The organism is Myxococcus hansupus, assembly GCF_000280925.3.
Lineage (GTDB): Bacteria > Myxococcota > Myxococcia > Myxococcales > Myxococcaceae > Myxococcus > Myxococcus hansupus.
Genome location: NZ_CP012109.1, coordinates 6,035,005 through 6,057,857 on the forward strand (window position 1 = coordinate 6,035,005; position 22,853 = coordinate 6,057,857).

Here is a 22,853-nt window from a genome sequence, read left to right on the forward strand (position 1 = left end):
AGCCGCGCATGACGCGGACCCTCGATGGAACGGAAATCAGCCGGGTGATGCGGGCGGAGATGGCCCAGGAAGTCGCGGCCCTCCAGGCGGCGGGCGTGACACCGGGCCTCTCCGTGGTGCTGGTGGGCAACAACCCCGCGAGCCAGGCCTACGTCGCCAGCAAGACACGCGCGTGCGAGGCGCTGGGGATGCGCGGCCAGACGCTGACACTGCCCGAGGACGTCTCGAAGGACGAGCTGTTCGCCGTCATCGACCGCCTGAACAACGACGCCTCCGTCCACGGCATCCTCGTGCAGCTCCCGCTCCCCGCGCACCTGCCGTACAAGGCCGTGCTGGAGCACATCCATCCCGCCAAGGACGTGGATGGCTTCCATCCGGTGAACGCGGGCCTCGCCTTCGTGGGAGACCCGCGGGCCTTCGTGCCCTGCACCCCCGCGGGCATCATGGAGATGCTCCGCCGGGAGGACATCCCCACCCGTGGCAAGCACGTGGTCATCGTGGGACGCAGCCTCATCGTCAGCAAGCCGCTGGCCTCGCTGCTGATGGCCCCCGGCCCCGATGCCACCGTCACCCTCACCCACCGCCACACGCCGGACCTGGCGTCCTTCACGCGACAGGCGGACATCCTCATCGTCGCGGTGGGGAAGCAGAACCTCATCACCGCGGACATGGTGAAGCCCGGGGTCGTCGTCATCGACGTGGGGCAGAACCGCGTTCCCGACGCGGGCGCTCCGCGCGGCTACCGGATGGTGGGAGACGTCGACTACGACGCGCTCCTGCCCATCGCCAGCGCCATCACCCCCGTCCCGGGAGGCGTGGGCCCGATGACCATCACCATGCTGCTGGCCAACACGATTCAGGCCGCGCGACAGGCTCGGGCCCAGCAGGACTGAGCCCCGCCTCGGGACGGCTCACCGTGAGCCGTCCTGGTGAGTCGTTCGCTCAGATGGGTTCGGGGACCAGGCAGCCACACCGCGTGCGGCACGTGGTTCCACCCGACACGACCATCCCTGTCGAGCTGTCGTAGCAGTAGAGCGTCTCCTCCTCGAAGCCCGACCTGCACGCGCTCGTCGTCCGGCCGGTGCAGACCCAGTGGTAGCCCATGGACGTGGTTCCGGCGGGGCACCCCGTGGGACACAAAGCCTGCTCATCGGTTTCGAAGGAGGCTTCCGCTTCCTCGATGACCGGACCACCACAGGCCGTCACTCCCAGGGCAAGACACATCATCGCAAGCAGCTTCTTCATCTGGAGACACCTCCGCGTGAGCAGTGGAGGCGCAAGCATTACGGAAGACCGCCCCCTGCACGAAATAAGGAGAACCCCTTACTCACGACGCGACAACGCCTGACACCGCGTGGCGACAACCTTCTTTCATTCGAAGAACGCGAGACATGTGTTCCCATCTCGCGAGGATTCCCCTGTCTCCGTATCGGAATTTTCACTTCCACCTGCAACCGCCCTCGCCCGCAATCCCTGCCACACCCTCTTCATTGACACACAGACAGCCAGGTCACGATGGTGCCGCCGCCAAACACTTCTCCTGGAGGCAGCATGACCAAGGCTGTGCGAGCACCCCTGCTCTCGACGTTGGTGACATCCGTGTTGTTGACCGCCTGCGGCGGTGAGCCCCAAGCGCCCATTCCCGCCGAGACAGACGCGTCCCTCACCGGCATCACGGCGCCACGCGGGGCAACGCAGCGCCGGTTCGTCCCGGGCCAGGCCATCGTGAAGCTGAAGCCCACGAACAAGGCGCGGTCGCCCGAGGCCGTGCCCTCCATCCAGGGCTACACGACGGCGCACCTCCAGGCGCTGCCCGGCGGCGCGTCCCTGGTGTCGCTGGCCTGGGAGCCATCGCTCGCGGCGTCCTCCGTGGCCCAGGAAGAGGCGCTCACACTGGCCGCCATCGACGCCCTGCGCCTCGACCCGGACGTGGAATACGCCCACGAGAACCTCTACTTCCAGCTCTTCGCCACGCCGTCCGACCCGCTGTATCCCCAGCAGTGGAACTACCCCGCCATGGGCCTGCCCCAGGCCTGGGACACCGTCACGGGCAATGTCACCATCGCGGTGCTCGACACGGGCCGGCTGGACCACCCGGACCTGATGGGCCGCTGGACGACGGGCTACGACTTCGGGGACGGGGACGCGAATCCCTATGACACGGGGACCTGGCATCACGGCCTGCACGTGGCGGGCATCCTCGCGGCCCGCACGAACAATGGCGTGGGCGGAGCCGGTGTCTGCTGGGGCTGCCAGCTCATGCCGCTCAAGATTTCGACGAGCAGCGGCACCATCGACATGGCCGCCGTGAATGCCGCCATCCGCTACGCGGCGGACAACGGGGCGCGTGTCATCAACATGAGCTTCGGCACGGGCTACAACCCCAATGCGCCCTCGCAGGTCTATCCCTGCTCCAGCTTCCCGGACACGCAGAACGCGGTGAACTACGCCTTGAGCAAGGGCGTGGTGCTCGTCGCGGCGGCGGGCAATGACGGAGCCGTGGGCCACCAGGCCGCGAACGTGACACCCGCTTCGTGCACCGGCGTCATCGCCGTGGGCGCCAGCACCCAGTCCGGCGGCATGGCCGCCTGGAGCACACGCGGCAGCCGCGTGGACGTGATTGCGCCGGGAGGTCTCGCCAGCGCGAGTCTGTATGGCCAGGGCATTGGCTGCCCCGCCGACCCCACCTTGGACCCCTACGTCAGCGGCACCGACCAGATTCTCTCCGCCTGGGCCACTGGCAAGCCCAGCACGGTGCTCGTCCCGGGTGACTACTGTCACCGGTACCTGTCGGGCACCTCGATGTCCTCGCCGCACGTCGCGGGCATCGCCGCGCTGATGCTGTCGCAGAAGCCGTCCATGACGCCGGCCCAGGTCGCGGCACGCATCACGAGCACCGCGACCGCCGTCCCGAGCTGCGCCGGCAACTGCGGTACCGGCCGGGTCAACGCCGCGGCGGCCATCTACACGAACCTGCCGGCGCGCCCCACCCAGGGGCTCTGGTGGAACCCCGCGCGCTCCGGCAACGCCATCGACATCCAGCACGTCGCTTCCGACCAGCTCTACCTCACCTGGTTCACCTATACGTCGGCGGGTGTCCCCATCTGGTACATCAGCTCCCTCCAGGCCCAGCCCGGCGAGTGGCGGGGCGACCTGACGCGGACCACTTGGAGCGGTTCGGGCGCGACGACCTCCGTGGTGGGCACCACGCGAATCGTCCTCAGCGGCGGGCAGTACCGCTACCACTGGACGCTGGGTGGGCTCTCCGGCAATGAGCCCATCCAACCGTTCGTGTTCGGCAGCGGAGCGCCCGCGATGAACCTGACCGGCGCCTGGTACAACCCGCTGGAGTCCGGGTGGGGAGTCACCTTCGCCAGCCAGGGGACGCTGCACGTCGCCAACATCACCGTCTACCAGGGGAGCACGCCGACGTGGCTCCAAGGGGTGGTGAACAGCAGTGGCACGTCACTCTCCTTCCCCGTGAACTACATCACCGGGACCAACCTGTGCCCGGGATGCGCCGGAACGCCGTCGGTCGCCTCCTCGGCCGCGGGCACGTTCACCGTCAGCGGCTCGGGGGGCGCGCCGAGCGTCATGCCGGCCTCCTCGTCCTTGAGCTTCCCTGGAGGGAGCTGGTACCGGCCGTCGCTTTCGCTCCAACGCCTCACCGGCCCTTGAGCCGAGGCCACGCACGGGCGCGGCGTTGACGTGCCCCGTGCGACGCTCCGGAGCCCTGGGGAGCCGCGGCCCGGCCGCTGTTGGCGACGCGACCGGTTCCCCAGGGCAGGAACGTCACTCTTGCGATATCCCTCCGTCATGAGGACACGCCTGCACGCCGCGCGCGGCCCGGCCGCCGTTGTGACCCGGGGAATCATGACCATCACCCTTGGAGTCGGCCTGTCGCTGAGCGCGTGCACGGGAACGCCTCGGCCCCCCGGTGGCCCCTCCGACAGCGGCGTTCCGCCTCCAGGAGGGGAGACGCTGTCGTGGGTGAGCGTCCCCGCCTCCGACGCGAAGGTGCAGTACATCGGGAGGACGTACCGCTCGGACACGGGCGTTGTCTTCTCCCACCCCGGCGTGACGATTCGAGCACGCTTCTGGGGTGACGCCGCGCGGATGCAGCTCCATGACGCGGGCACGGGCGGAGAGACAGGGACCACCTACTTCGACGTCGTCGTGGATGGCGGACCGCCCCGGCAGCTCGCCGTGCAGAACGGCCTGTTCACCTATCCGCTTGCCACGGGGCTGGCGGTGGGACTCCACACGGTGGAGCTGACCAAACGCACCGAGTCCCTGGTGGGCCACAATGAGCTCGTGGCCCTGGAAGTCCATGGCGAGCCGCGCGAGCCGCCCGCGCGTGCGGGGCTTCGACTGGAGTTCGTCGGGGACTCCATCACCTGTGCCTATGGGACGGAGGTCTCTCTCATCCCGGAGTCCCCCTCCTGGGTCGCCCCCACGTTCACCTCGAAGAACCAGAATCCGAAGCGAAGCTATGGCTGGCTCACGGCCGCGCAGTTCGGCGCGGAGCCTCCGGTGCTCATCTGTTACTCGGGCCACGGGGTGTACCGGAACCTGGACATGTCCACGTCGGGGCTGGTGCCTGCGATTTACGAGCGCGCGGTGCCGGACCATTCCATCGGATGGGACTTCTCGCGTGAGTCTCCGGACGTGATTGTCGTCAATGCGGGGACCAACGACACGTTCGCTGGCAGCGGCACCGACGCATACCTGCCCGACGAAGCGGCGTTCAAGTCCGCCTATCGGACGTTCCTCGCGCGGCTTCGGACCCTGCACCCGCAGGCACACATTGTCTGCACGCTGGGCAGCATGACGGATGGATACAAGCAGATTGAACACAACGGCACTGTGACGTCGGTCCATGTCGGCGACTGGCTCACCGAGCTCGTGACGGAGCGACAGCAACAAGGCGATGCCCGCGTCTATCGCCATGTCATGGCCGTGCAGATTCCCGAGACGGACGGCGTCGGTGAGGACTGGCACCCCTCCGCCACCACACACCAGAAGATGGCCACGGCGCTCGGCCAGTTCATCCGGGATGTGGTCCGGCCATGACGCACCTGTCCGCGTGTATGTCCTATAGGGCTGCCATACGCATACACAGAGACCCAAACGCAATACATGGCGTGAATTCGAATGCGAGCACAGCGGTGCTCGCGTATCCTTCGTGGCATGCCCTCGCCCACGTCACCCGCATCCGCTATCAGCGGCACGGAAACGTCCGTTCCCTTGCTGCCGTGTGTCTCAGCCGAGGCCACGCTGGAGTTCTATCAAGCGCTCGGCTTCGTCGTGACGTACCAGATGACCAAGCCGTATCTGTATCTGGCGCTGCGTTGGCGAAACGTGGACTTGCACTTCGGCAAGGCCTCGAAGGGCCTCGACCCCGCAGAGGAGAACTCGGGCGGGTGCCTGGTCATGGTCGACGCCGTGGAGCCCTACCACCGGGTCTTCACCGAGGCGCTGCGAGCGAAGTACGGCAAGGTCCTCGGCACCGGACGCCCGCGCATCACCCGCTTCCGCCCCGGACAGAGCCGTTTCTCGTTGGTTGACCCCAGCGGAAACAACATCCTCTTCATCCAGCGGGATGAACCCGAGGAACTCGAGTACGGCGGTTCGAAGAAGCTCACGGGGCTGGCCAAGGCCATCGACAACGCCCGCATCCTCCGAGAGTTCAAGAACGACGACAAAGCCGCTGCGCGGGCGCTCGACATCGCGCTCGCCAAGTTCGGCGCGGAGGCCCCCGTGGTGGACCGGGCCCGGGCGATTGCCGCGCGTCTGGAGCTGGCCATTGCCATGGACGACGCCGCCTCGGGGAAGTCCCTCCGGCAACAGCTCCAGGCACTGCCGCTGGCCGCCCATGAACGAGACCTCCTCGCCGGTGAACTGGGGGCCGCCGAAGGCCTGGAGAAGTGGCTTGGGGACACAGCCACCACCACCGACAAGAAGAAGTCCCGGCGCGCCTGAGCCAGCGAGGACCGCGTGCTCCATCTCACCTCTGAGCCCACGGCATGCTCTACCCACTCATCGTCGCCAGTTGCGCGCTCCTGAGCGCAGCGCCAGCGACACCCTGCCCCTCCGGGGTCCTGGAGCCCAGACAGGCCCGCGAGGACCTGGAGCTGGCCATCTCCGCTGTGGAAGCCGCCATGCCGGACCTCTACTGGCGGCAGAGCCCCCGCGACTGGGCCCGGCGCAAGGCAGAGGCCCGCGCGCTCGCGGCGAAAGCCACGACGGAAGAACGGCTGTTCCGCGCCTTGCGTCCACTGCTCTCCGGCATTGGCGAGGGCCACTTGTCCGTCTCACGCGGGCCGGGGATGAACTGCCGCTACCGCGAACACGCACGGCTCTTTCCCCTGGACCTCCTCTGGCGAGACGATGGGCTGTTCGTCACCGCGGGGTATGGGACGGCCTCGGACATTCCCCCAGGGACGCGCCTGCTCTCCATCAACGGAGAGAGGCGCGCTTCGCTCCTGGCCGAAATGATGCGGGCCAGTCCACACGACGGCGCCATTCAAACCGGCGTGATGCGGGATCGCGGTGGCGCCGGCTATGCCCGGGTCCGCTGGTGGATGCGCGGTGGAGAAGCCCGCTACGACGTCCTTCTGCGCCTGCCGGATGGAAAAACCATCCGCCGCACTCTCACCCCCGTCACCGTCACGGCACGGCCGTCATCCCCGACGGAAGGCTCTCCGCTCGCGACGCTGAGCTGGGTGGATGACACCACGGCCTATCTCCACGTCCCGACCTTCAGCAACCGGAGATACCGGGAGGCCGGCGCGGCCTTCGAGCCCACGATTCGCGCGCACTTCGAAGCACTCGCGGCACGCGGCGCACGCAACCTGATTCTGGACCTGCGGGACAACGGCGGCGGTTCGGAGCCCAATGAGAGCATCCTCTTCGCCCATCTGGTCGCCGAGCCCCTCCAGAAATACGCGTCGGTCCGCACACGCCCCAATCACCTGCGCGTGAGCAGCACGACGGGCCGGGTGTTCGAGCACACCATCTATGACGACGAGGAGCTGGCCACGGTCCAAGCCCAAGCAGACGGCCACCTGCTGCGCATCAACGCGCCTCCCGAAGGCTTGATGACGCGCTGGACGCGCGCCCAAACCGTCTTCGACGGCAGGCTGGTCGTACTGGCGGGCGGCGCGACGTTTTCGGGCGGCGCGGAGCTGGCCTCGATGCTCCGCGCCACGGAACGCGGCCTCTTCGTGGGCGAGGAGGTGGGTGGCACCCATGGCGGCAATACCAGCGGTTACAAGTGGGACCTTGTCCTGCCCCATTCGGGAATGGAGCTGGGCATTCCCCTGCTCGCCTTCCGCTTCGTCTGGCCCGAACCGCAGCCTCACCGGGGCGCGATGCCCCACTGCACCGTGCAGCCCTCGGTGGGTGAGCAACGCGTGGAGAACGACGCGGCGTACCGCATCGCCGTCCAAGCGCTGCGAACCCCCTGGACCGAGCCCTCGCGCCGCGCGTGCCCGTGACGCGATGCCGGCCCATCACGAAAGCCTCAGCGCTCCTGCGCTACTCTTCGTCGGAATGCACCGGCGCCGCCGGCGGAGGCGGCCCGGCATCAGGACTCCCCGAGCCACCGACGCCTTCCCTGAACCCCTGAGCGGCCTCCCGGGCCGCGCCATGGGCCTCCTTGGCGGCGTCGCGAGCACCTTCCTGGACATCCCGCGCCGCCTCGCCGACCTCTCGGCCGACCTGGCGTGAGTTCTCCCGCGCGGACTGCTGGTCGCAGCCCGTGAATGCCAGAACCGACGTCCCCAACCCCACCAGCGTGAGCCACTTCCAACCCGTGTTTTTCATCGCGCCTCCCCTTCCGCGCTCAAAGGTAGGCACGCATCCTCGTGAAGGCTGCCCAGGGGGCGAGGGCGCGCCAGGTGCCCCCAGGCAATGGCACGCATGCTGACGCGGTGCGCCGCCGTGTGAACGGAAGAACGTTCCCGCCATCTTCTGAGTGGAACCTGACAATCGACGGTGGCTAGGCTTTGCCCATGGACCTCATCGTCGAGAACGGACTCGTATTCGATGGTCTGGGCAACCCACCGCGCAAGCTGAACGTGGGCATCCGTGGCAACACGGTGGCCTCCCTCTCGGAAGGTCCGATTCCCCGTGCGCCCCATACGCGCGTCATCGACGCCGAGGGCCATTGGGTGACACCCGGCTTCATCGACTGCCACACGCACTACGACGCGGAGGTGGAGCTGGCCCCCTCCCTGTCCGAGTCCGTCCGCCACGGCGTCACCACGGTGCTGATGGGGAGCTGCTCACTCAGTCTCGCGCTGGGCACGCCCGAGGACCTGGCGGACATGTTCTGCCGCGTGGAGGCCATCCCGTACGACACCGTCCGCTCGCTCCTGGAGGAGCGCAAGACGTGGAACACCTTGGGCGGCTACCTGGAGCACCTGGAAGGCCTGCCCCTGGGCCCGAACGTCGCCTCCTTCCTGGGCCACTCGGCACTGCGCGCGCACACCATGGGACTGCACCGCAGCCTGGAGCCCGGCGTGCGCCCCCGCGAGGACGAACTGCGCGGCATGGAGTCCCTGGTCCGAGAAGGACTCGACCTGGGCTACCTCGGCCTGTCGGTGATGACGCTCAAGTGGGACAAGATGGGCGGCACGCGCGACATCCGCAGCCGTCCCCTCCCTTCCACGTACGCGAGCTGGAGCGAGTACCGCCGCCTCACGCGGCTCCTGCGGGAGCGGCGCCGCGTCTTCCAGGGCGTGCCCAACATCAGCACCAAGGTGAACGTGGTGCTGTTCTTCCTGGAGAGCATCGGGCTGTTCCGCCCCAGCCTCAAGACGACCGTCATCTCGATGATGGACCCGCGCGCCAGCCGGGGCATCCACCGCCTCATCGGCGCCCTGTCGCAGGTGGCCAACCGGCTGCTGGGCGCGGACTTCCGGTGGCAGGCGCTGCCCGAAATCTTCGACCTCTGGGCGGACGGCATCGACCTGGTCGTCTTCGAGGAGTTCGGCGCGGGCGCCGCGGCGCTCCACCTCCAGGACGCCGCCGCGCGCGCGGGGCTGCTCCGAGAGCCCGCCTACCGCGACCGCTTCCGGCGCGAGTGGACGAACCGCTTCCTCCCCCGCGCCTTCCACCGCGACTTCAACGAGTCCCGCATCCTCGAGTGCCCGGACCCTCGCGTGGTGGGCAAGTCCTTCGCCGAGGTGGCGCGTGAGCAGGGCCGCGACGCGGTGGACGTCTTCCTGGACCTCATCTCCACGCACGGAGACGCCCTGCGCTGGTACACGGTGATGGCCAACGACCGGCGGGAGGAATTGGAGCGCATCTGCCGGCACCCGGACATCCTGATGGGCTTCTCGGATGCCGGAGCGCACCTGCGCAACATGGCGCACTACAACTTCCCGCTGCGGCTGCTGCGGCTGGTCCGCGAGGCGGAGAAGCGCGGCGAGCCCTTCATGAGCGTGGAGCGGGCGGTCCACCGGCTCACCGCGGAGCTCGCCGAATGGTTCGGCCTGGACGCGGGCGTGCTCGCGGAGGGCCGCAGGGCGGACCTGGTGGTCATCCAGCCCGAGGGATTGGACGCGAAGCTCGACGAAGTGGCCGAAGCGCCCATGGAGAACTTCGGAGGCTTCGTCCGGCTGGTGCGCCGCAATGACGCCGCGGTGAAGTCGGTGCTCATCTCCGGACGGGAGGCCGTGACGGAGAGCGGCGTGTCACCCGCCCTGGGGCAGGAGCGAGGCTTCGGGAGCGTGCTCCGCGCCCGGGGATGAGCCCCCGGGCCGGCCGCCCCCGCTTGTTACGTCGCGTTCGTCCACAGCACCTCCGCGAGCAGGTAGGGCCGCTTGGGCTTGTCGTCGTTGTTGCCCGAGGGAACGTGGGTCAGCGTCCCCTCCTGTTCCGGCTTGTAGAAGTACGGGCACATGTAGCCGCGCACCGTGGCGTGCTCATAAGCGGCGGGCGCGATGAACTTGTGGCTCACCGTCGGTTCGAATCGCTGAGCGTGCGGCGCAAGATTTTCCGCGTTCGAATCCGGCTCGACGAAACCCGGAGCTTGCTTGAGCCCGTAAGGCCCGAGCCCGAAGGACGTTTCGTAGAGTCTCCACCCCGTCTCTTCCCGGACGCAGACCATCCAGTGATGCGGTGAGTCGGTGCGCTCCAGCTTGACGTTGCCCTGCGCGGGGGCAGTGGGTGGCACGAGGAACGTCTTGCCCAGCACATACTCCTCGTCGGCATATTCGAAGCGCGTGTTGGTGGAGGTCGCCGTCCCAATCGCGGGTGCGACCTTGACCTCCGCGCACTCGATTCCATGCATGGCGATGCAGTTGATGAAGAGCTGTGCGAAGGCGCTGCAACTCGAGTTGACCTTGAAGTTTCCACTCGGGTCCTGCTTCAGCTTTTCTCGACGCTCCCGCATGCACCGGAAGAAGTCGTCCTCGGGCAAGGGGTTCACGGTGAGCCAGTACCCCATGTTCGAAGGGTGGGGGTCGGGCGTCCCGACGAAGCGACTCCAGATGGCCTTGATGACCTCGGCGGAGCCGGCTTTGCCCTCCGCCCAGGTGCACGCGAAGTACAACGCATCCAGGAGCGCGCCCCCCTTGTAGGCCTTGATGTTGTAACGCCCGGCCGTGGGCTTGGCATCGACGATGAAGAACGTGTGCTTCGACTGCCGCTCCACCGCCGCGTACTCACAGCCGCTCTCCGCCACCTCCCAGGTGAACTCCACGCCGGAAAGCAGGGTCACCGTGCTGGGAATGCCGTCGAGCGGAAACTCCGCCGTGCAGTCTCCGTCGGCGTTGAACTCGACCTCGGTGTCACGCACCCACAGGCAGGTCCCCGGGCCTTGCGCGACCACCGCCCGCACCCAGCGGCGGCTCGAGCTCGGCAACTTGTCCGAGGACTTCTTGGGACGGGCCTTGAGCGTCACGCTCAACATCGGAGGGGCCTGCGGCTCCAGTGCTCCCGACCGCACATACGCCACGGGCCAACTGACCGGAGGCCTGTTGAGGCTCTTGAGATAGGGGTTGATGACCGCGGGCTTCCAATGGGGGTCGTTCCCGTCTGGGAACGCATAGGGCGGAAGGTTCCGGTCAGGTTCCGAGGCGTTGCCGGGCAGGCAGTAGACGGGGTCCCCCTCTGTTGGGAAGAGGAGGTACTCGACGCGGATGTGATTCCGGAAGGTGATGGCCTCGAGAGAGACGACGAACTCCACCACGGGCTCTTCACACGAGCGCACCGGGGGCGAGGCAATGCCAGGCGCCGTACGTGAGTGCTGCTGCTGAATGAACTGCGCATCCTGGACGACCGAGCTGGGATATTCCATGTTGCGCTCCAGGGAGCTGGCGAGGCGTCACTGCGCTTCGTACGCGGTGTCCGCGGGCGGAGGCAGGGCCGCGGCCTCCCGCCAATCCACGTCCGTGGCACCTCGAAACAAGAGAGTCATCTTTCCCCTCGCGGGCACCGCCGGGTCGGCCAGCAGCCGCTGAAACGGAGGATGCGCGTCGAACCGCTCCGAGACGACGACACTGAGCAGTCCAAAGGAGCGCAGGTCCCGGTCATCATGAAGGCCGTAGGCCCGGGCACGCTGAAGCGCCGCCGCGACGCGACGCCGCACCGCGCCCCGTTCCTGCCCCACGACATGGCCTGGATGTTCCACGTAGAGCTGCTCGACGATGGCGACGACGCGCTTGTCGTCGTTCACCGCGTCCAGGGCATGGAGCTGCGCCTCACGAATCCTGAGCATCGGGTCTCCGGGATGACAGGGGGACAGCCAGCCGCTCGAAGAACACGAGGGACGCGTCGAGCGGAAACTTGGGATTGCGGTTCGGGGCGCGAAGGAGCGGCAGGAACCCCAGCTTCTCGAGCACGCGGAGGGACGCGATGTTGCCATCCAGGACGCAGGTCCGCACCCGTTCGAGCTTCAGCGCCTCGAAGGCGAAGCCGAGCACCCACCGGGTGGCGCGTGTCGCCAGGCCCCGTCCCCAATAGGGCCGGCCAATCCAATAGGACACCTGCGCGGACCGCTCGCGCGGAGATACCGCCATCAGCGAACAGCACCCCACGAAACCTTCCTGGGGGAGCATCACCGCGAAGTGGAACGCCTCTCCCTTCGCGCGTGCCTCCGTCGCCGCGTGTATCCAAGCCTCCGCGTGGCCGGGTGGATACGGCGAGGGCAGGTGCGAGGTCGCACTGACCGCCGGGTCCGACGCAAGCGCCTGGAGCGCCGCTGTGTGCAGGCGCGTCACCGGCTCCATCAGGAGCGCGTCGCTCGAGTCCGCGGCGGGCATCCAAACGAATATGGCACAGGAGCCGCCCGCCCCGAGGAGCGCTGATGTGTTTCTTCCAGGAGGCCGTGGGCGCCGCCGTTTCCCGGCCCGAAGCGAGCGCTCGTTCTGTGCGGCGTCGGCCCCCTGCGCTACACTCCCACGCCCCTCGGCGGTGTGCCAAGGGGCGCCGCGGCATCAACGTGTCAGGGCTGGAGCGCTGTGTAGAGCGTGACGACAATGGAAGCCCAGCACCGCGACCACGGCGCCGAAGCGGAGGTTCTCCAGCCCCCATCGACGGCAGCTCTTCGACTTCCATCACCTTGGCGACAACGCCAAACAGGGCGTCGAGCGCCGCCAGGAAGTCGCGCGGGTTCGCCGCGGTCTTGATGGACGGGTGAGGGTCCGCTGCCGACTCCGGCAAGGGATGCCCATCGCGCCGTGCGACCCACTCAGCGTTCAGCGCGTTCGTCTGGAGTTGGATGCTCAGGCGGCGTCCGTCCAGGAGCGCATACGCCAGGCCCTGCTTCATCCTGGCGGTGCCAGCGTCCCGGCGTGTCATCCGCGGCCCACAGGCCCCATTCACCGGTCTGAGCGGCGGCTCACCGCCCGAGGCGACCGCTCGCGGAATATCGACCCGCGCGCACAAGCGAGGGCCCGAGATCCACACCCCACTCTCACGACGGAGCTCCGCCCCATGTCCCCATTCGCCGCCACACTACTCGCCACCTGGCTGACCGCCGCGCCCACGGACGACCTGGAAGCCATCCGCGCGCGGGTGGCGGACTACACCGAGGGCGTGAAGTCCGGCGACGCCGCGAGGCTCCAGCGGGCCTTCCACACCGAAGCGAAGCTCCTGCACGTGGAGCCGGACGGGAGGCTCGACATCAGGCCTTCCTCGGACTTCATCCAGAGCGCTGTGCAGGCCCCTGTCCCGGAGAGCGAAGCGTCGGTGCTCCAGGTGGACCTCCATGGCAGCGCGGCCATCGTCAAGGTGGCGATGCGCACACGACGATGGAGCTTCATTGACTACCTCACCCTGCTCAAGGTGGAGGGCCAGTGGACCATCGTGAACAAGGCGTATCACCGCGCACCTCGGACGAATGAGGACCAGCGCGGCGCCGGTCCATGATGAATCCATGATTTGTGCCAGAGGAGCCCGCGCGACAGACTTCTCCCCCATGAGATGCTTCCGGCACGTTCCAGGGCTCGCCATCATCGCCGTACTGACCGCGTGTGCGCCGCGCGTCGTGCGCCCCACGCCGGAGATGGGGCGGGTGGAGGACGTCCGGACGCAGGACGGCGACTACGACGGGTACTCCGTCGCGAAGCACCTCGCCCGCCAGCAGCCTGACCAGGGGGCCTACGGCCACGTCGTGGTGACAGGGCATGGGCAGCGGCCCATTGTCGTGAGACAGCGCACACGCCGCGTGGATGGAATGCCCTTGTCGGGCTCCGTAGGGCTGCGCATCGACCCCATCGTGATGCGACCGGATGACCCTCGTGGACCCGACTTCCTCGCGGGTCGCATCCTGGGCCTCGACTACGCATTCATGAAACAGCAGGGGTGGCTGTTCCCTTGCGAGCCCTCCGACACCACCTGGCTGTGCTACCGCACGAGCCCGGAGCTCATCACCCCGAGCCTCGCATCCCTGGACCCGCTCATCGCGTACCTTGGCCGCTGGATGAAACACGGCGGCTACGGAGGAACCATCACCATCAGCGTGTGGCGGCCCCAAGGCAGCCCCGAGGAGATTCGCACCCCGTTCGGAAAGCATGACGGCTTCACGCTGTCCTGGGCCCAGGGGCCCGACGTCCGCGAACGGACTGCCGTCGCGCTCACCGGCCACGGCACGCGCCTCTTCGCGCCAAGGGAGGAAGGACAGCCCGAGGCCTACGAGCAACGGGGCAACACCGCCGTGTTGATTGGGGGGCCAGAAGCTCCGGGCACGGCCCTGCTCAGTCGGTCCAAGTCCTATCCTCCCTACGCCGTGTTCGTTCACGTCGTCTCCTATGCGGACGTCGACGCGGCCATCGAGCAGTGGGGCCGGCACCTTCGCGAAGGTGAGCACCAGGGGACCCTCGTGATTGCCGTAAGCGGCCCCTGGTATTTCCAGACGCTCTGATACGCGGCGCCCCTCCCCCAACGGAGCCACGTGCCATGCGCGGGAGGCCCCAGGCTCGCGCGGCGTTGCGCCTCGTGGCGCAAGCGTGTACCCCGTCGACGCGCCGTGACTTCACGGTGCTCGAGTCCGGAGGAGAGCCGTCTGACACCCGTCACCGTTGCCCGCCCCAAGCCCCGCGTGTTGGCAGACGTCGTCTCTCGCACCCCGGGCCACGACGTGGCGCTCATCGTGGGCGGAGCGTTGCTCACCGCCCTGCTCGCGCAGGTCTCCCTTTCGGTGCCGGGCTCTCCAGTCCCCATCACGGGGCAGTCTCTAGGCGTCATCGTCACGGCCGCGGCGCTAGGGCCCCTGCGTGGCGCGGCCGCGATGGGCCTCTATCTTCTGCTGGGGGCGGTGGGCCTGCCCGTCTACGCGGAGGGCTCCAGCGGCCTCTCGCGCCTCATGGGCGCCACCGGCGGCTTCCTGGTGGGCTTCCTCCCGGCGGCCTTCCTGGTGGGTCTCGCCGCACGGCACGGGATGGATCGCCGGCCCTGGAGCGCGCTGGTGGTCTTCATCGGCGGGCAGTTGCTCATCTTCGCCGTCGGCGTGCCATGGCTCGTCGTGGCAGCCCGGCTCGGTCTGGCCAAGGCCATCGACGTGGGCTTCCTCCCCTTCGTGCCCGGGGGACTCATCAAGGCCGCCATCGCCGCGATGCTGGTGCCCCTGGCCTGGCGGTTCGTGGACCGGCGAGACTCCTGAGGCCGTGTCCCCACTTTGGAAACAGTGCCACACGTTCGACGCTCCGGAGCACGCATGAAACGGCTAACGGCCAGTCTGTCCCTCCTCATCGCGTGCGCCACGCCAGCGCCCTCCGTGGCGCCCGAATCAGGCCCGGCCCTCGCCGCCCGCTCGACGCCCGCGCCACCGAGCACCGTTTTCACGCTCCTGAGCGTGGAGGTGTTCGGCTCCCGCAAGGTCCCCAAGGAGCAATTGCTCGAGGCCATCGGGTTGCCCGCCGCAGGCAGCCAACTCGACAAGGCTCGGATGGACTTCGGCGGCGTCCTCCAGGAGAGCAAGAAGCGGGTGACCGAGAGGTGGCCCTTCGCCCTCTGCGCCTATTCAGTCGCCGAGTACCCCGGAAACCTGATGCGGGTGACGGTGAATCTCGTGGACCAGGGCGACGAGTGGCGCATGACGTTCCTGCCCCCTCCACAGGGTTCCCCACCCGATCCCTCGGGGTTGGTCGATGCCTGGGTCAGCTATCTGAAGAAACTCCAGGAGCTGCGACAAGCAGGAGCCTTCCCCACCTTCGGAGTCGGAACGTGCCAGGCAATTGTCTGTCACGGCGGCTTCGAACACCCGGAACTGGCGCACCGGGAGCAGGCCTTCGTCGTTGGCGTGCCCAGTCACTTCGACGCGCTGGTGCGGGTGCTTCGCGAGGACCGTGACGACATCCGCCGCATGAGCGCGGCGATGCTGCTGTCGTACCACGGCGCGCGTGAAGAACTCGCGGAGGCCATCAGCCTGTCCGTGAAGGACTCCTCCGCGGGCGTTCGCAACGAAATCCTGCGCTTGCTGGGCGCCGTCCAGAAGGACCAGAAGCAAGTCATCAGCCCGCTCGAACCCATCCTGGATGCGCTGTGGTTCCCGCTCAGCACCGACCGAAACAAGGCCGGCTGGGCGCTCGTGCAAATCGTTGAATCCGAAGGAACTGTCCGCCGCAAGCAAATCCTCGACACTTCTGGGGAGATGCTCATGCAGATGGCGGGCATGGAACAACCCATCGACCATGAGCCGGCGCGCAAGGTCCTCACGATTCTTGCCGGACGCGACCTGGGCGCGGACGAAGCCGCGTGGCGCCGCTGGATGACGGAGACCTCCGCGCAATGACACAAAGCCCAGCACCCTGTTGAGGCTGCTGGGCTTCCAGACCCGCCCCGGGGAGCACGACGTAACGGGCAGCAGACGTCCCCGTGGCCACCGTGCCCGTCTGCGACGTCCAGGTGTTCGTGGTCTTGACCGTCAACCAAGCCATCCAGAGACCAACGCGTCTCATGGAACACCGCGAGCGTTGATGGACGACGCGTCCACTGTAGCAGGCGGACTGGCTTTACATCGGAGATTCACCTGCAACCAAGAAATACACTCACACGAATTCACACATCCGCGTCCGCGACGGCGAACCCCATTGCCGGAATGAGGCCGACGACTGTCTTTCACTTGTCGTTTCTGATAGGTTCACGGACGTTGCGATTGGCGTCCTGACACAAGGAGAAGTGCAATGTCCCTGCATCTCGCCGTGCGTCGTTCCCTGTCGGTGTTGTGCGCGAGCCTCATGCTTTCCGCCTGCGGCGGCGAGCTCGAAGAGCCCATCGCGGAGACACACGGTGAGCAATCATCACCGGGCGAAGCGGCCATGAAGCCTGGCGCCCCGGGTTCGGATGAATCGCTCGTCGATTGCTTCATCTACACCTGCCCCAGGACTGGCAGGACCTACAGCGGTCCGACCGATTACGCCGCGCGGCACCGCTGTGAGCTGAACTGCGGCAATTTCTGCACCTACACCTCGAACGTTTGCGTGTAAGGCCCCACGCCAGGGGAATGGGTCCGTGCGCGCCTGGACTCGGGCTCGCGCGGCCCTGCCCCAGGTGACAGTGAATTCAAGACAGGAGGAAGCCCGGCGATGGTCAAGAGACGAGCGGTCCTGATGGCGAGCTGTGGCGTGCTGCTGGCAGCGTGCGGCGGTGATTCACCAACCGAGAACGACGAGATTGTCGCCAACCTGCGCGAGGCGGGGTTGCCCGCGGCCGACATCTCCATCGTCGATGGCTCCGTCTATCTGGGCCACGACGCACACGTGTCTCTCGAAGCCTCCCGGGAGATGCTTCAGCCTGGCGACGGAAGTCAGGAGCATTATCGGACGACCAACATCGTCGGGTCTCAAGTGACGCGCATCTGCGTCGTCCCCACCGCCGCCTTCCAGAGCATCAGCCGGCTCAGCCAGGGGCTTGACCATGCGCTCGCCAACTACAATGCCCTGGGCCTCAGGATCACCTTCACGCGAATCTCCTCCGGCAGTTGCCCGGTGACCATCACCGCGACGACCATGGCGGGAGTGGGCCACAGCGCGGGCTTTCCCGCGAACGGCTTGCCCTATCGGCAAATCGCCATCGGGACTGGCCTGGCGACAGCCAGCCTGGATGTGGTGGAGCATGTCATTACCCATGCCCTTGGCCACACGCTCGGCCTCCGTCACACCGACTACTTCAACCCCAGCATCAGTTGCGGCAGCGGAGCCCCTCCGTCCCAGGAGCCCGTGGGCGTGGGTGCCATCCACATCCCCGGAACGCCCAGCGTCCCCTCCCCGGGCGGCTCCATCATGAACACCTGCTATCCGCCGGATACGGATGGGGAGTTCACGCCCTACGACATCATGGCGCTGAACTTCCTCTTTTGAGCAGCGGCCAACACTGACACAGCCCGACGTCGTCTGGAGGCCACGGGCCGTCGGGCCTTGTCCGATTGCTTCAAGACCCGTGGCCGCCGTTCAGCGATGCTCGGCCCATGGCACTCGAAACCACGCACGTCAGCATCTCCATCGCGCGTCCCGCCGCGGACGTGTACGCCTATGCGAGCGACCCGCGAAACCTCCCCCACTGGGCGGCGGGGCTCAGCAGCGACATTCGGGAAGTGGATGGCCGCTGGGTCGCGGCCTCCCCCATGGGGCAGGTCTTCGTCGAGTTCACGCCCACCAACGAGCTGGGCGTACTCGACCACCACGTCACCCTGCCGAATGGGGAGACGGTCTACAACCCGGTCCGCGTCATTCCGGATGGAGCGCACAGCGAGGTCGTGTTCACCCTGCGCCGGCGAGAGGGCATGTTGAAGGAGGAATTCCGAAAGGATGCGGAGAGCGTCGCGGCGGACCTGGCCCAGTTGAAGCAACTGCTGGAAAAGGTGGCACTCACCTGAAGGAAGCGGCGCATGCGAAACGCGATTTCGTCCAGGTGCGTCTCCAGTGCCCAGTGTCCCGCGTCCAGGAAGTGCAGCTCCGCGTCGGGCACGAATCGGAGGACCCGACCTCCGCCAATGCGCGCCGGCACCCACGGTCCCGCCTCATTCCGAAGCGGGCCGAGGTGCCGAACGCGTCCTTCACTGGAAAGCTAGTCACCCACGGCGCGAGGCATGCCCGTCACCCTCTGCCTGACTGCCCCTGGGACACCCAGGCAGGAAGGGGCATCTCCCTGCGTCACTGTATCGACAACGCCCAGGTGTAGTTGCCGTTCGTCCCAATCGACGTCAGCGTCGCCCTGCAGGTCGCGGACGTGCTCCCCCGGGAGGTGGCCGTCCCATTCGGAGTCCAGTAGGCGGAGGTGCCCAGAATCGGGTTGGGTGGCGTGTAGATGCTGCTCAGGCTGAAGCGGCAGGTCTTGCTTCCATTCGTGTAGTCGAAGTGGACAGCGGACGTGGTGCCGCAATCCGTCTGATGGGTGAGCGACGTCGAGTTGGCGGGAATCGAAGCCAGCCCAGGGATGATGGGCGCGCACGCATTCAGATAGGAATTGGTGATCGCGCTGGTGGTAATCCTGTTCTGCACGGTGAAGGTCAGCGTGGCCGCCTGAGCGGCCCCCAGTCCCAGCGTGGCCACCGACAGCGCCGCGCCCCACATGATGCCTTTCATGAACACCCCCGAGAATGGGAAGCCTGTCTTCCCAACCCGACAAACTAGACGTCAGCCATCCGCGTTGTCCAGGGAGCCATTCACAGTCCAAACGAACCTGCCTTCGGCCACGAAGGCGCCCAACCCCGCACCGTGAATCCCCACCCAGGACTACGGCGAGTAGCCCTTGGGCCAGCGCGTCGTCGCGTCGTGCTGGGAGTCCTTCGCGTCGCCAGGCATCCGCGCGCCACGCAGGTCCGCGCCCCGGAAGTCCACGCCATGCATCTGACTGCCCGCAAAGTCCACGTCCCGCAGGTCCGCGCCGTCAAACCGGGTTCCCCCCAACCTCGCCCCAGCGAAGCAGGCGCCACGAAGCTTCGCGCCGGAGAAGACGGTCCGTCCGCAGGAGGCATTGGTGAAGTTCGACGCGTGCAGGTCCGCGCCACGGAAGACGGTGTCGAAGAGGTCCGCCTTCGTGAAGTCCACTCCCGAGAGGCGGGCCTCGGTGAAGTCCAGCACCAGGAGCATGTACGCGCCCAGCCGGAGTCCCGGCAGCGCCCCCCCTGCAAGGGAACAGGGAACCGCTCACCATGGGCATCCATGTACCGCTTGCGCCACGAATTCCAACGCGCCTCGCCGCCCTTCACCTCATTCCGGAGCATCGCCAGGGCTTCAGCCGTGGTCGGAAGGAGCAGCTCCATGAACTGCTGTTCGGAGAGCACCTCGAACGTCGCGCCCTTGTCCTTCAACCCCGAGACGACGCTGGCCGCGGCACCCTCGCCCATCACCAGATGAGTGACTGTCGCGTCGGGCCTGGCGGCGACGGCCCCTCCCAGCTCCTTCAACAAGCCCTCACGAAACGCGGGCTTCGCCTCGCGGAAGCGGCCACCGAACAGGAATCGGGCGCCTTCGAGGCGCTTCTCGAACAAACCGGCGGGAGGGCTGGCCACGGCGCGCTTCGCCCGCGTCTTCTTGCCGCCCGTGGACGCAGGAGCCGCGGCCAGGAGGAAGGGAGTCCCCGCGTCGAGCGGCCCGTCCTTCAATGTCTCCACCACCACGCCACCGTCCGGTCCGACATAGGCCACCGTGTCGCCGCGGCGCGCGATGGGTCGCACGTCCTTCACCAAGGAGCTGGGCTGGGCGTCCTCCGGGTCGGGCTCCAGCCACCGCGCCTTCGCCGGGTCCGTGGCCTCCACCTGGAGCAGCCGCCCCAGTGAATCGGCCACGACGACGTGCGCGTCTCCCGCGTAGAACACCTGCCCGAGGACGGCGTCATGCCGCTCGAGCCGGCGCATCGTCCCACCGCTGCGCGGGTCCACGAGCAACAGCCAGCTTCCGGCATCGTCGCGGTCGCCGTCCGCCACGCTCACCGCGATCCAACCGCGAGGAGAGACGGCCAGTCCCTGCACATACACGTACTCGCCCAACTCGAAGGACCAGACTGCTTCCGGGGACGCGCCCAGCCGCCACAGGTGCAAGGCATTGTCCGCGGTGACGAGCCACGCATCATCAGGGCCGAAGGCACAGGCGCGAACCCGCTCCTTGTGCACCAGCTCGGACTGGAGCCGCGACCGCTTCAATTCCCAGAGTTGGACACGCTCCTGTGCGGGCGCCGCGAGCCGCGTCTCATCCCGGGAGATGGCCAACGGCCCCGACGTGTAGCTGGCCAACTCGAAGGCCTCGCGTGACGTCGCGCTGAGCGACGCTTCGACGAAGATGGAATCATGGTCGAGCCGCACCAGCATTCCCGAAGACAGGCCCTTCACATCCGAGGGGGAGAACCTGCCTTCAAGCTCCGTCCGCGCGCCAGAGTCGCGGTCCCACGAAACATAGGCGGAGTTCGAGGCGGCCACGACGGCGCCCGCCGTGAGCGCCAGCCCCTGGATGGGTGACGGCGCGGCATCACCCGTGCGCGGCGCGCCATCCGCTGTTGACCAGACGCTGAGCGCTCCCGAAGTGGAGCCACTGGCCAGCCAGCGCCCATCTGGGGAGAGGGCCATCACGGCGCCCTGCAGGTGACGAGCAGGCACCTCGATGACCGGTCCCCGGCCTCCGTTCGGAACGCCCCAGGTGCGAACGCGGCCCTCGTTGCCCAGCGAATACGCGCGCGTGCCGTCAGCGGAGAAGCCCACCCATCGGCAGCCCGCGTCGCCGCCCGCGTCGAACGTGTGACGGCCCACGAAGCGCTTCACCGGCTTCAGGGTCGGCACCTCCCACAACTCCACCTTGCCGTTGCCGTGGCCCACGAGGAGGTGCTCACCCGACGGCGAGAAGGCCAGGGCCAGGACCTTCGTGCTCTTGCGCTTCGCCTGCGCTTCTCCCGTCCGAGCGTTGAACAGACGGACCACGCCCTTCGACGACCCGGTCGCCAACAACGCCCCGTCCCCGCTGAAGGCGATGCCATGGAGGTCTCCGTCCGTCTCATCCAGCGTGTAGAGGACGGTGTTGCGCTTCACGCCGCGGACCTGGGCCGTCGTGTCCTCCACCGTGACGAAGAGCGAACGGTCCGCGCTCGCGCCCACCAGGCGGAGGGACTGCTCGCCCTTCAACGTCCAGACCGCCTTGCCCTTCGCGGAGATGCGGCGGACGACGCCCCACCCACCGACCAGGACCTCATCCCCGTCCAGGGCAATCACACACCGAATGCCATCATCGACCGCCCGCTGTTCGACGGCCTTCCCGCTCGCCACGTCGAAGGACACCACGTGGGTCTTAGTCCCCGTGGAGAGCACGGCCCACAGGTGTCGCGAGTCCGGGGAGAAGTCGATGCCGATGAACTCGCCAGGAACGTTGAAGGGGGCGGCGCCAAAAACGCGTTGAGCGGTCATGAAGCAACTGCATACTCAACCCGCGCGCTCCCGCGAAGCTTGGCCCTCCGCGGAGCTCAGGTCGCCCCTGGCTTCAACGCGGGCGTGGTGCGCAGCAGCCCGGAGCCGCTCACGATCAGAATCCCGGTGAGGACCAGCACCGCGCCCAGGGCGAAGGACAGGTCCGCCTCCTCCTTCAGCACGAAGATGCCCGCGCTGACGCCGAACAGGGGCGTCATGAACGAGAAGACCGACAGGTTGGAGGCGAGGTAGCGGCGCAGCAACCAGAACCAGGTGAGGTAGCTCGCGAAGCAGACGATGACGCCTTGAAAGAGCAGGCTCGCCCAGGCCACGGGAGCCATGCTGATGGGGCCGGCCTGCCCCGTGAGCAGCGCCACGGGCAGCAGCAGCGCGACACCTCCCACCAGTTGATACAGCAGGGTCTGCGTGGGCGGCGCGTCGGACAGCGACGACACACGAATCACCACGGTGGTCGCGCCCCAGGCCAGGCCCGCGAGCAGTCCCAGCGCATCCCCCCAGAGCACGCCCGGGCTGATGCCGCCTCGGAGCCAGCCGCCGCCAAACGCCAACGCGATGCCCGAGAAGGCCACGGCGATGCCCAGCCACTGCGTGCGCCGCAGCCGCTCGGAGGGAACGAGCCAGTGCAGGCCCAGCGCCGCGAAGACGGGCGCGGTGTAGAGGAAGACGCCCATGTGCGAGGCGTGCGTGTGGCGCAGCCCTTCTCCGACGAAGAGGAACTCCGAGGCGAAGAGCACCCCCACGAGCAGGCCGGGGCGCCAGGGCCCATGGCGCAGCAACCCTCGCTCGCCACGCGCCCAGCACAGCAAGCCCACGAGCAGTGCGCCCAGGCCCGAACGCACCGCCATCTGCATCATGGTGGGGATGTGGGGAGCGGCCAGTTTGACGGCCACCTGCTGCATGCCCCAGATGGCGCACAACACGACCATGGTCGCGAGCGCGAAGCCGTCCGCGGGTTTCCGGTGAGAACTCATGCCCCCATACTGCGGCTGGC

The 22,853-nt window shown here is 67.6% G+C and carries 21 protein-coding genes; 13 read left to right on the top strand and 8 right to left on the bottom strand.

Going from position 1 to position 22,853, the window contains the following annotated elements; all coding sequences use genetic code 11:
* Positions 1-8 precede the first annotated feature (8 nt).
* Positions 9-893 (top strand): bifunctional 5,10-methylenetetrahydrofolate dehydrogenase/5,10-methenyltetrahydrofolate cyclohydrolase, encoded by an 885-nt coding sequence (locus tag A176_RS23350; protein ID WP_002636343.1) that lies wholly within the window; start codon positions 9-11, stop codon positions 891-893.
* A 49-nt stretch (positions 894-942) separates the two neighbouring features.
* Here A176_RS23350 and A176_RS23355 read toward each other — a convergent pair whose 3' ends face one another.
* Positions 943-1,245 (bottom strand): hypothetical protein, encoded by a 303-nt coding sequence (locus A176_RS23355; protein ID WP_002636344.1) that lies wholly within the window; start codon positions 1,243-1,245, stop codon positions 943-945.
* A gap of 306 nt (positions 1,246-1,551) precedes the next feature.
* On the opposite strand from A176_RS23355, the gene A176_RS23360 reads away from it, so the two are divergent.
* The 4 genes from A176_RS23360 (at position 1,552) to A176_RS40115 (ending at position 7,499) form a co-directional block, all read left to right on the top strand.
* Positions 1,552-3,678 carry a S8 family peptidase gene (locus tag A176_RS23360; RefSeq protein ID WP_044890738.1) on the top strand — a complete coding sequence of 709 codons (2,127 nt, stop codon included), beginning with the start codon at positions 1,552-1,554 and terminating at the stop codon, positions 3,676-3,678.
* A 195-nt stretch (positions 3,679-3,873) separates the two neighbouring features.
* Complete coding sequence (locus A176_RS23365) at positions 3,874-5,073, top strand: SGNH/GDSL hydrolase family protein (RefSeq protein WP_002636347.1); 1,200 nt, start codon at positions 3,874-3,876, stop codon at positions 5,071-5,073.
* 174 nt (positions 5,074-5,247) lie between these two features.
* A complete protein-coding gene (locus tag A176_RS23370) occupies positions 5,248-5,982 on the top strand; it encodes a VOC family protein (RefSeq protein ID WP_002636348.1) in 735 nt (244 codons plus the stop codon).
* Positions 5,983-6,026: 44 nt separating this feature from the next.
* Positions 6,027-7,499: a S41 family peptidase gene (locus tag A176_RS40115; RefSeq protein WP_002636349.1), complete on the top strand. Its 1,473-nt coding sequence runs from the start codon at positions 6,027-6,029 to the stop codon at positions 7,497-7,499.
* 40 nt (positions 7,500-7,539) lie between these two features.
* On the opposite strand, the gene A176_RS23380 is transcribed toward A176_RS40115, so the two are convergent.
* On the bottom strand, positions 7,540-7,827 hold the full coding sequence (locus A176_RS23380) for a hypothetical protein (RefSeq protein ID WP_002636350.1): 288 nt from the start codon (positions 7,825-7,827) through the stop codon (positions 7,540-7,542).
* Positions 7,828-8,015: 188 nt separating this feature from the next.
* On the opposite strand from A176_RS23380, the gene A176_RS23385 reads away from it, so the two are divergent.
* Positions 8,016-9,758, top strand: a complete 1,743-nt coding sequence (locus tag A176_RS23385; RefSeq protein ID WP_002636351.1) for an N-acyl-D-amino-acid deacylase family protein — start codon at positions 8,016-8,018, stop codon at positions 9,756-9,758.
* Positions 9,759-9,784: 26 nt separating this feature from the next.
* Here the strand turns inward: A176_RS23385 and A176_RS23390 are convergent, their stop codons facing one another.
* Genes A176_RS23390 through A176_RS23400 form a run of 3 tightly spaced genes read right to left on the bottom strand, consistent with a single transcriptional unit; the run spans position 9,785 to position 12,272 of the window.
* Entirely contained in the window at positions 9,785-11,308 is a 1,524-nt protein-coding gene (locus A176_RS23390; protein ID WP_002636352.1) for a hypothetical protein, read from the bottom strand.
* 27 nt (positions 11,309-11,335) lie between these two features.
* Positions 11,336-11,728, bottom strand: coding sequence for a hypothetical protein (locus tag A176_RS23395; protein ID WP_002636353.1), 393 nt, complete (start codon positions 11,726-11,728; stop codon positions 11,336-11,338).
* The gene (locus tag A176_RS23400; protein ID WP_002636354.1) at positions 11,712-12,272 is read right to left on the bottom strand and encodes a GNAT family N-acetyltransferase; all 561 of its coding nucleotides are present in this window, start codon (positions 12,270-12,272) and stop codon (positions 11,712-11,714) included. The genes A176_RS23395 and A176_RS23400 overlap by 17 nt, the downstream gene beginning before the upstream one ends.
* Before the next feature lie 673 nt (positions 12,273-12,945).
* Between A176_RS23400 and A176_RS39125 the strand changes: the two genes are divergently transcribed.
* The 7 genes from A176_RS39125 to A176_RS23435 all read left to right on the top strand — a co-directional run bounded on the left by A176_RS39125 (position 12,946) and on the right by A176_RS23435 (position 18,325).
* Positions 12,946-13,380 carry a nuclear transport factor 2 family protein gene (locus A176_RS39125; RefSeq protein ID WP_002636355.1) on the top strand — a complete coding sequence of 145 codons (435 nt, stop codon included), beginning with the start codon at positions 12,946-12,948 and terminating at the stop codon, positions 13,378-13,380.
* Positions 13,381-13,429: 49 nt separating this feature from the next.
* The gene (locus tag A176_RS23410) at positions 13,430-14,374 is read left to right on the top strand and encodes a hypothetical protein (RefSeq protein ID WP_044890736.1); all 945 of its coding nucleotides are present in this window, start codon (positions 13,430-13,432) and stop codon (positions 14,372-14,374) included.
* Positions 14,375-14,551: 177 nt separating this feature from the next.
* Positions 14,552-15,112, top strand: coding sequence for a biotin transporter BioY (locus A176_RS23415; RefSeq protein ID WP_002636357.1), 561 nt, complete (start codon positions 14,552-14,554; stop codon positions 15,110-15,112).
* A 54-nt stretch (positions 15,113-15,166) separates the two neighbouring features.
* The gene (locus tag A176_RS23420) at positions 15,167-16,243 is read left to right on the top strand and encodes a HEAT repeat domain-containing protein (RefSeq protein WP_002636358.1); all 1,077 of its coding nucleotides are present in this window, start codon (positions 15,167-15,169) and stop codon (positions 16,241-16,243) included.
* A 391-nt stretch (positions 16,244-16,634) separates the two neighbouring features.
* Positions 16,635-16,937: a hypothetical protein gene (locus A176_RS23425; protein ID WP_002636359.1), complete on the top strand. Its 303-nt coding sequence runs from the start codon at positions 16,635-16,637 to the stop codon at positions 16,935-16,937.
* 99 nt (positions 16,938-17,036) lie between these two features.
* Positions 17,037-17,810: a M57 family metalloprotease gene (locus A176_RS23430; protein WP_021781509.1), complete on the top strand. Its 774-nt coding sequence runs from the start codon at positions 17,037-17,039 to the stop codon at positions 17,808-17,810.
* Positions 17,811-17,917: 107 nt separating this feature from the next.
* The gene (locus tag A176_RS23435; protein ID WP_002636361.1) at positions 17,918-18,325 is read left to right on the top strand and encodes an SRPBCC family protein; all 408 of its coding nucleotides are present in this window, start codon (positions 17,918-17,920) and stop codon (positions 18,323-18,325) included.
* Between the two features lie 277 nt (positions 18,326-18,602).
* On the opposite strand, the gene A176_RS23440 is transcribed toward A176_RS23435, so the two are convergent.
* The 3 genes from A176_RS23440 to A176_RS23450 form a co-directional block, all read right to left on the bottom strand.
* Positions 18,603-19,034 carry a hypothetical protein gene (locus tag A176_RS23440; protein ID WP_044890759.1) on the bottom strand — a complete coding sequence of 144 codons (432 nt, stop codon included), beginning with the start codon at positions 19,032-19,034 and terminating at the stop codon, positions 18,603-18,605.
* A gap of 80 nt (positions 19,035-19,114) precedes the next feature.
* Positions 19,115-21,841, bottom strand: a complete 2,727-nt coding sequence (locus A176_RS41345) for a WD40 repeat domain-containing protein (RefSeq protein WP_049872363.1) — start codon at positions 21,839-21,841, stop codon at positions 19,115-19,117.
* Between the two features lie 56 nt (positions 21,842-21,897).
* Positions 21,898-22,833: a DMT family transporter gene (locus A176_RS23450; protein ID WP_044890735.1), complete on the bottom strand. Its 936-nt coding sequence runs from the start codon at positions 22,831-22,833 to the stop codon at positions 21,898-21,900.
* Positions 22,834-22,853 lie beyond the last annotated feature (20 nt).

Coding starts and splice junctions, on each gene's coding strand:
- A176_RS23350 (WP_002636343.1), top strand. CDS start 9: ATGACGCGGACCCTCGATGGAACGGAAATCAGCCGGGTGATGCGGGCG.
- A176_RS23355 (WP_002636344.1), bottom strand. CDS start 1,245: ATGAAGAAGCTGCTTGCGATGATGTGTCTTGCCCTGGGAGTGACGGCC.
- A176_RS23360 (WP_044890738.1), top strand. CDS start 1,552: ATGACCAAGGCTGTGCGAGCACCCCTGCTCTCGACGTTGGTGACATCC.
- A176_RS23365 (WP_002636347.1), top strand. CDS start 3,874: ATGACCATCACCCTTGGAGTCGGCCTGTCGCTGAGCGCGTGCACGGGA.
- A176_RS40115 (WP_002636349.1), top strand. CDS start 6,027: ATGCTCTACCCACTCATCGTCGCCAGTTGCGCGCTCCTGAGCGCAGCG.
- A176_RS23380 (WP_002636350.1), bottom strand. CDS start 7,827: ATGAAAAACACGGGTTGGAAGTGGCTCACGCTGGTGGGGTTGGGGACG.
- A176_RS23385 (WP_002636351.1), top strand. CDS start 8,016: ATGGACCTCATCGTCGAGAACGGACTCGTATTCGATGGTCTGGGCAAC.
- A176_RS23390 (WP_002636352.1), bottom strand. CDS start 11,308: ATGGAATATCCCAGCTCGGTCGTCCAGGATGCGCAGTTCATTCAGCAG.
- A176_RS23395 (WP_002636353.1), bottom strand. CDS start 11,728: ATGCTCAGGATTCGTGAGGCGCAGCTCCATGCCCTGGACGCGGTGAAC.
- A176_RS23400 (WP_002636354.1), bottom strand. CDS start 12,272: ATGCCCGCCGCGGACTCGAGCGACGCGCTCCTGATGGAGCCGGTGACG.
- A176_RS39125 (WP_002636355.1), top strand. CDS start 12,946: ATGTCCCCATTCGCCGCCACACTACTCGCCACCTGGCTGACCGCCGCG.
- A176_RS23410 (WP_044890736.1), top strand. CDS start 13,430: ATGAGATGCTTCCGGCACGTTCCAGGGCTCGCCATCATCGCCGTACTG.
- A176_RS23420 (WP_002636358.1), top strand. CDS start 15,167: ATGAAACGGCTAACGGCCAGTCTGTCCCTCCTCATCGCGTGCGCCACG.
- A176_RS23425 (WP_002636359.1), top strand. CDS start 16,635: ATGTCCCTGCATCTCGCCGTGCGTCGTTCCCTGTCGGTGTTGTGCGCG.
- A176_RS23430 (WP_021781509.1), top strand. CDS start 17,037: ATGGTCAAGAGACGAGCGGTCCTGATGGCGAGCTGTGGCGTGCTGCTG.
- A176_RS23435 (WP_002636361.1), top strand. CDS start 17,918: ATGGCACTCGAAACCACGCACGTCAGCATCTCCATCGCGCGTCCCGCC.
- A176_RS23440 (WP_044890759.1), bottom strand. CDS start 19,034: ATGAAAGGCATCATGTGGGGCGCGGCGCTGTCGGTGGCCACGCTGGGA.
- A176_RS41345 (WP_049872363.1), bottom strand. CDS start 21,841: ATGACCGCTCAACGCGTTTTTGGCGCCGCCCCCTTCAACGTTCCTGGC.
- A176_RS23450 (WP_044890735.1), bottom strand. CDS start 22,833: ATGAGTTCTCACCGGAAACCCGCGGACGGCTTCGCGCTCGCGACCATG.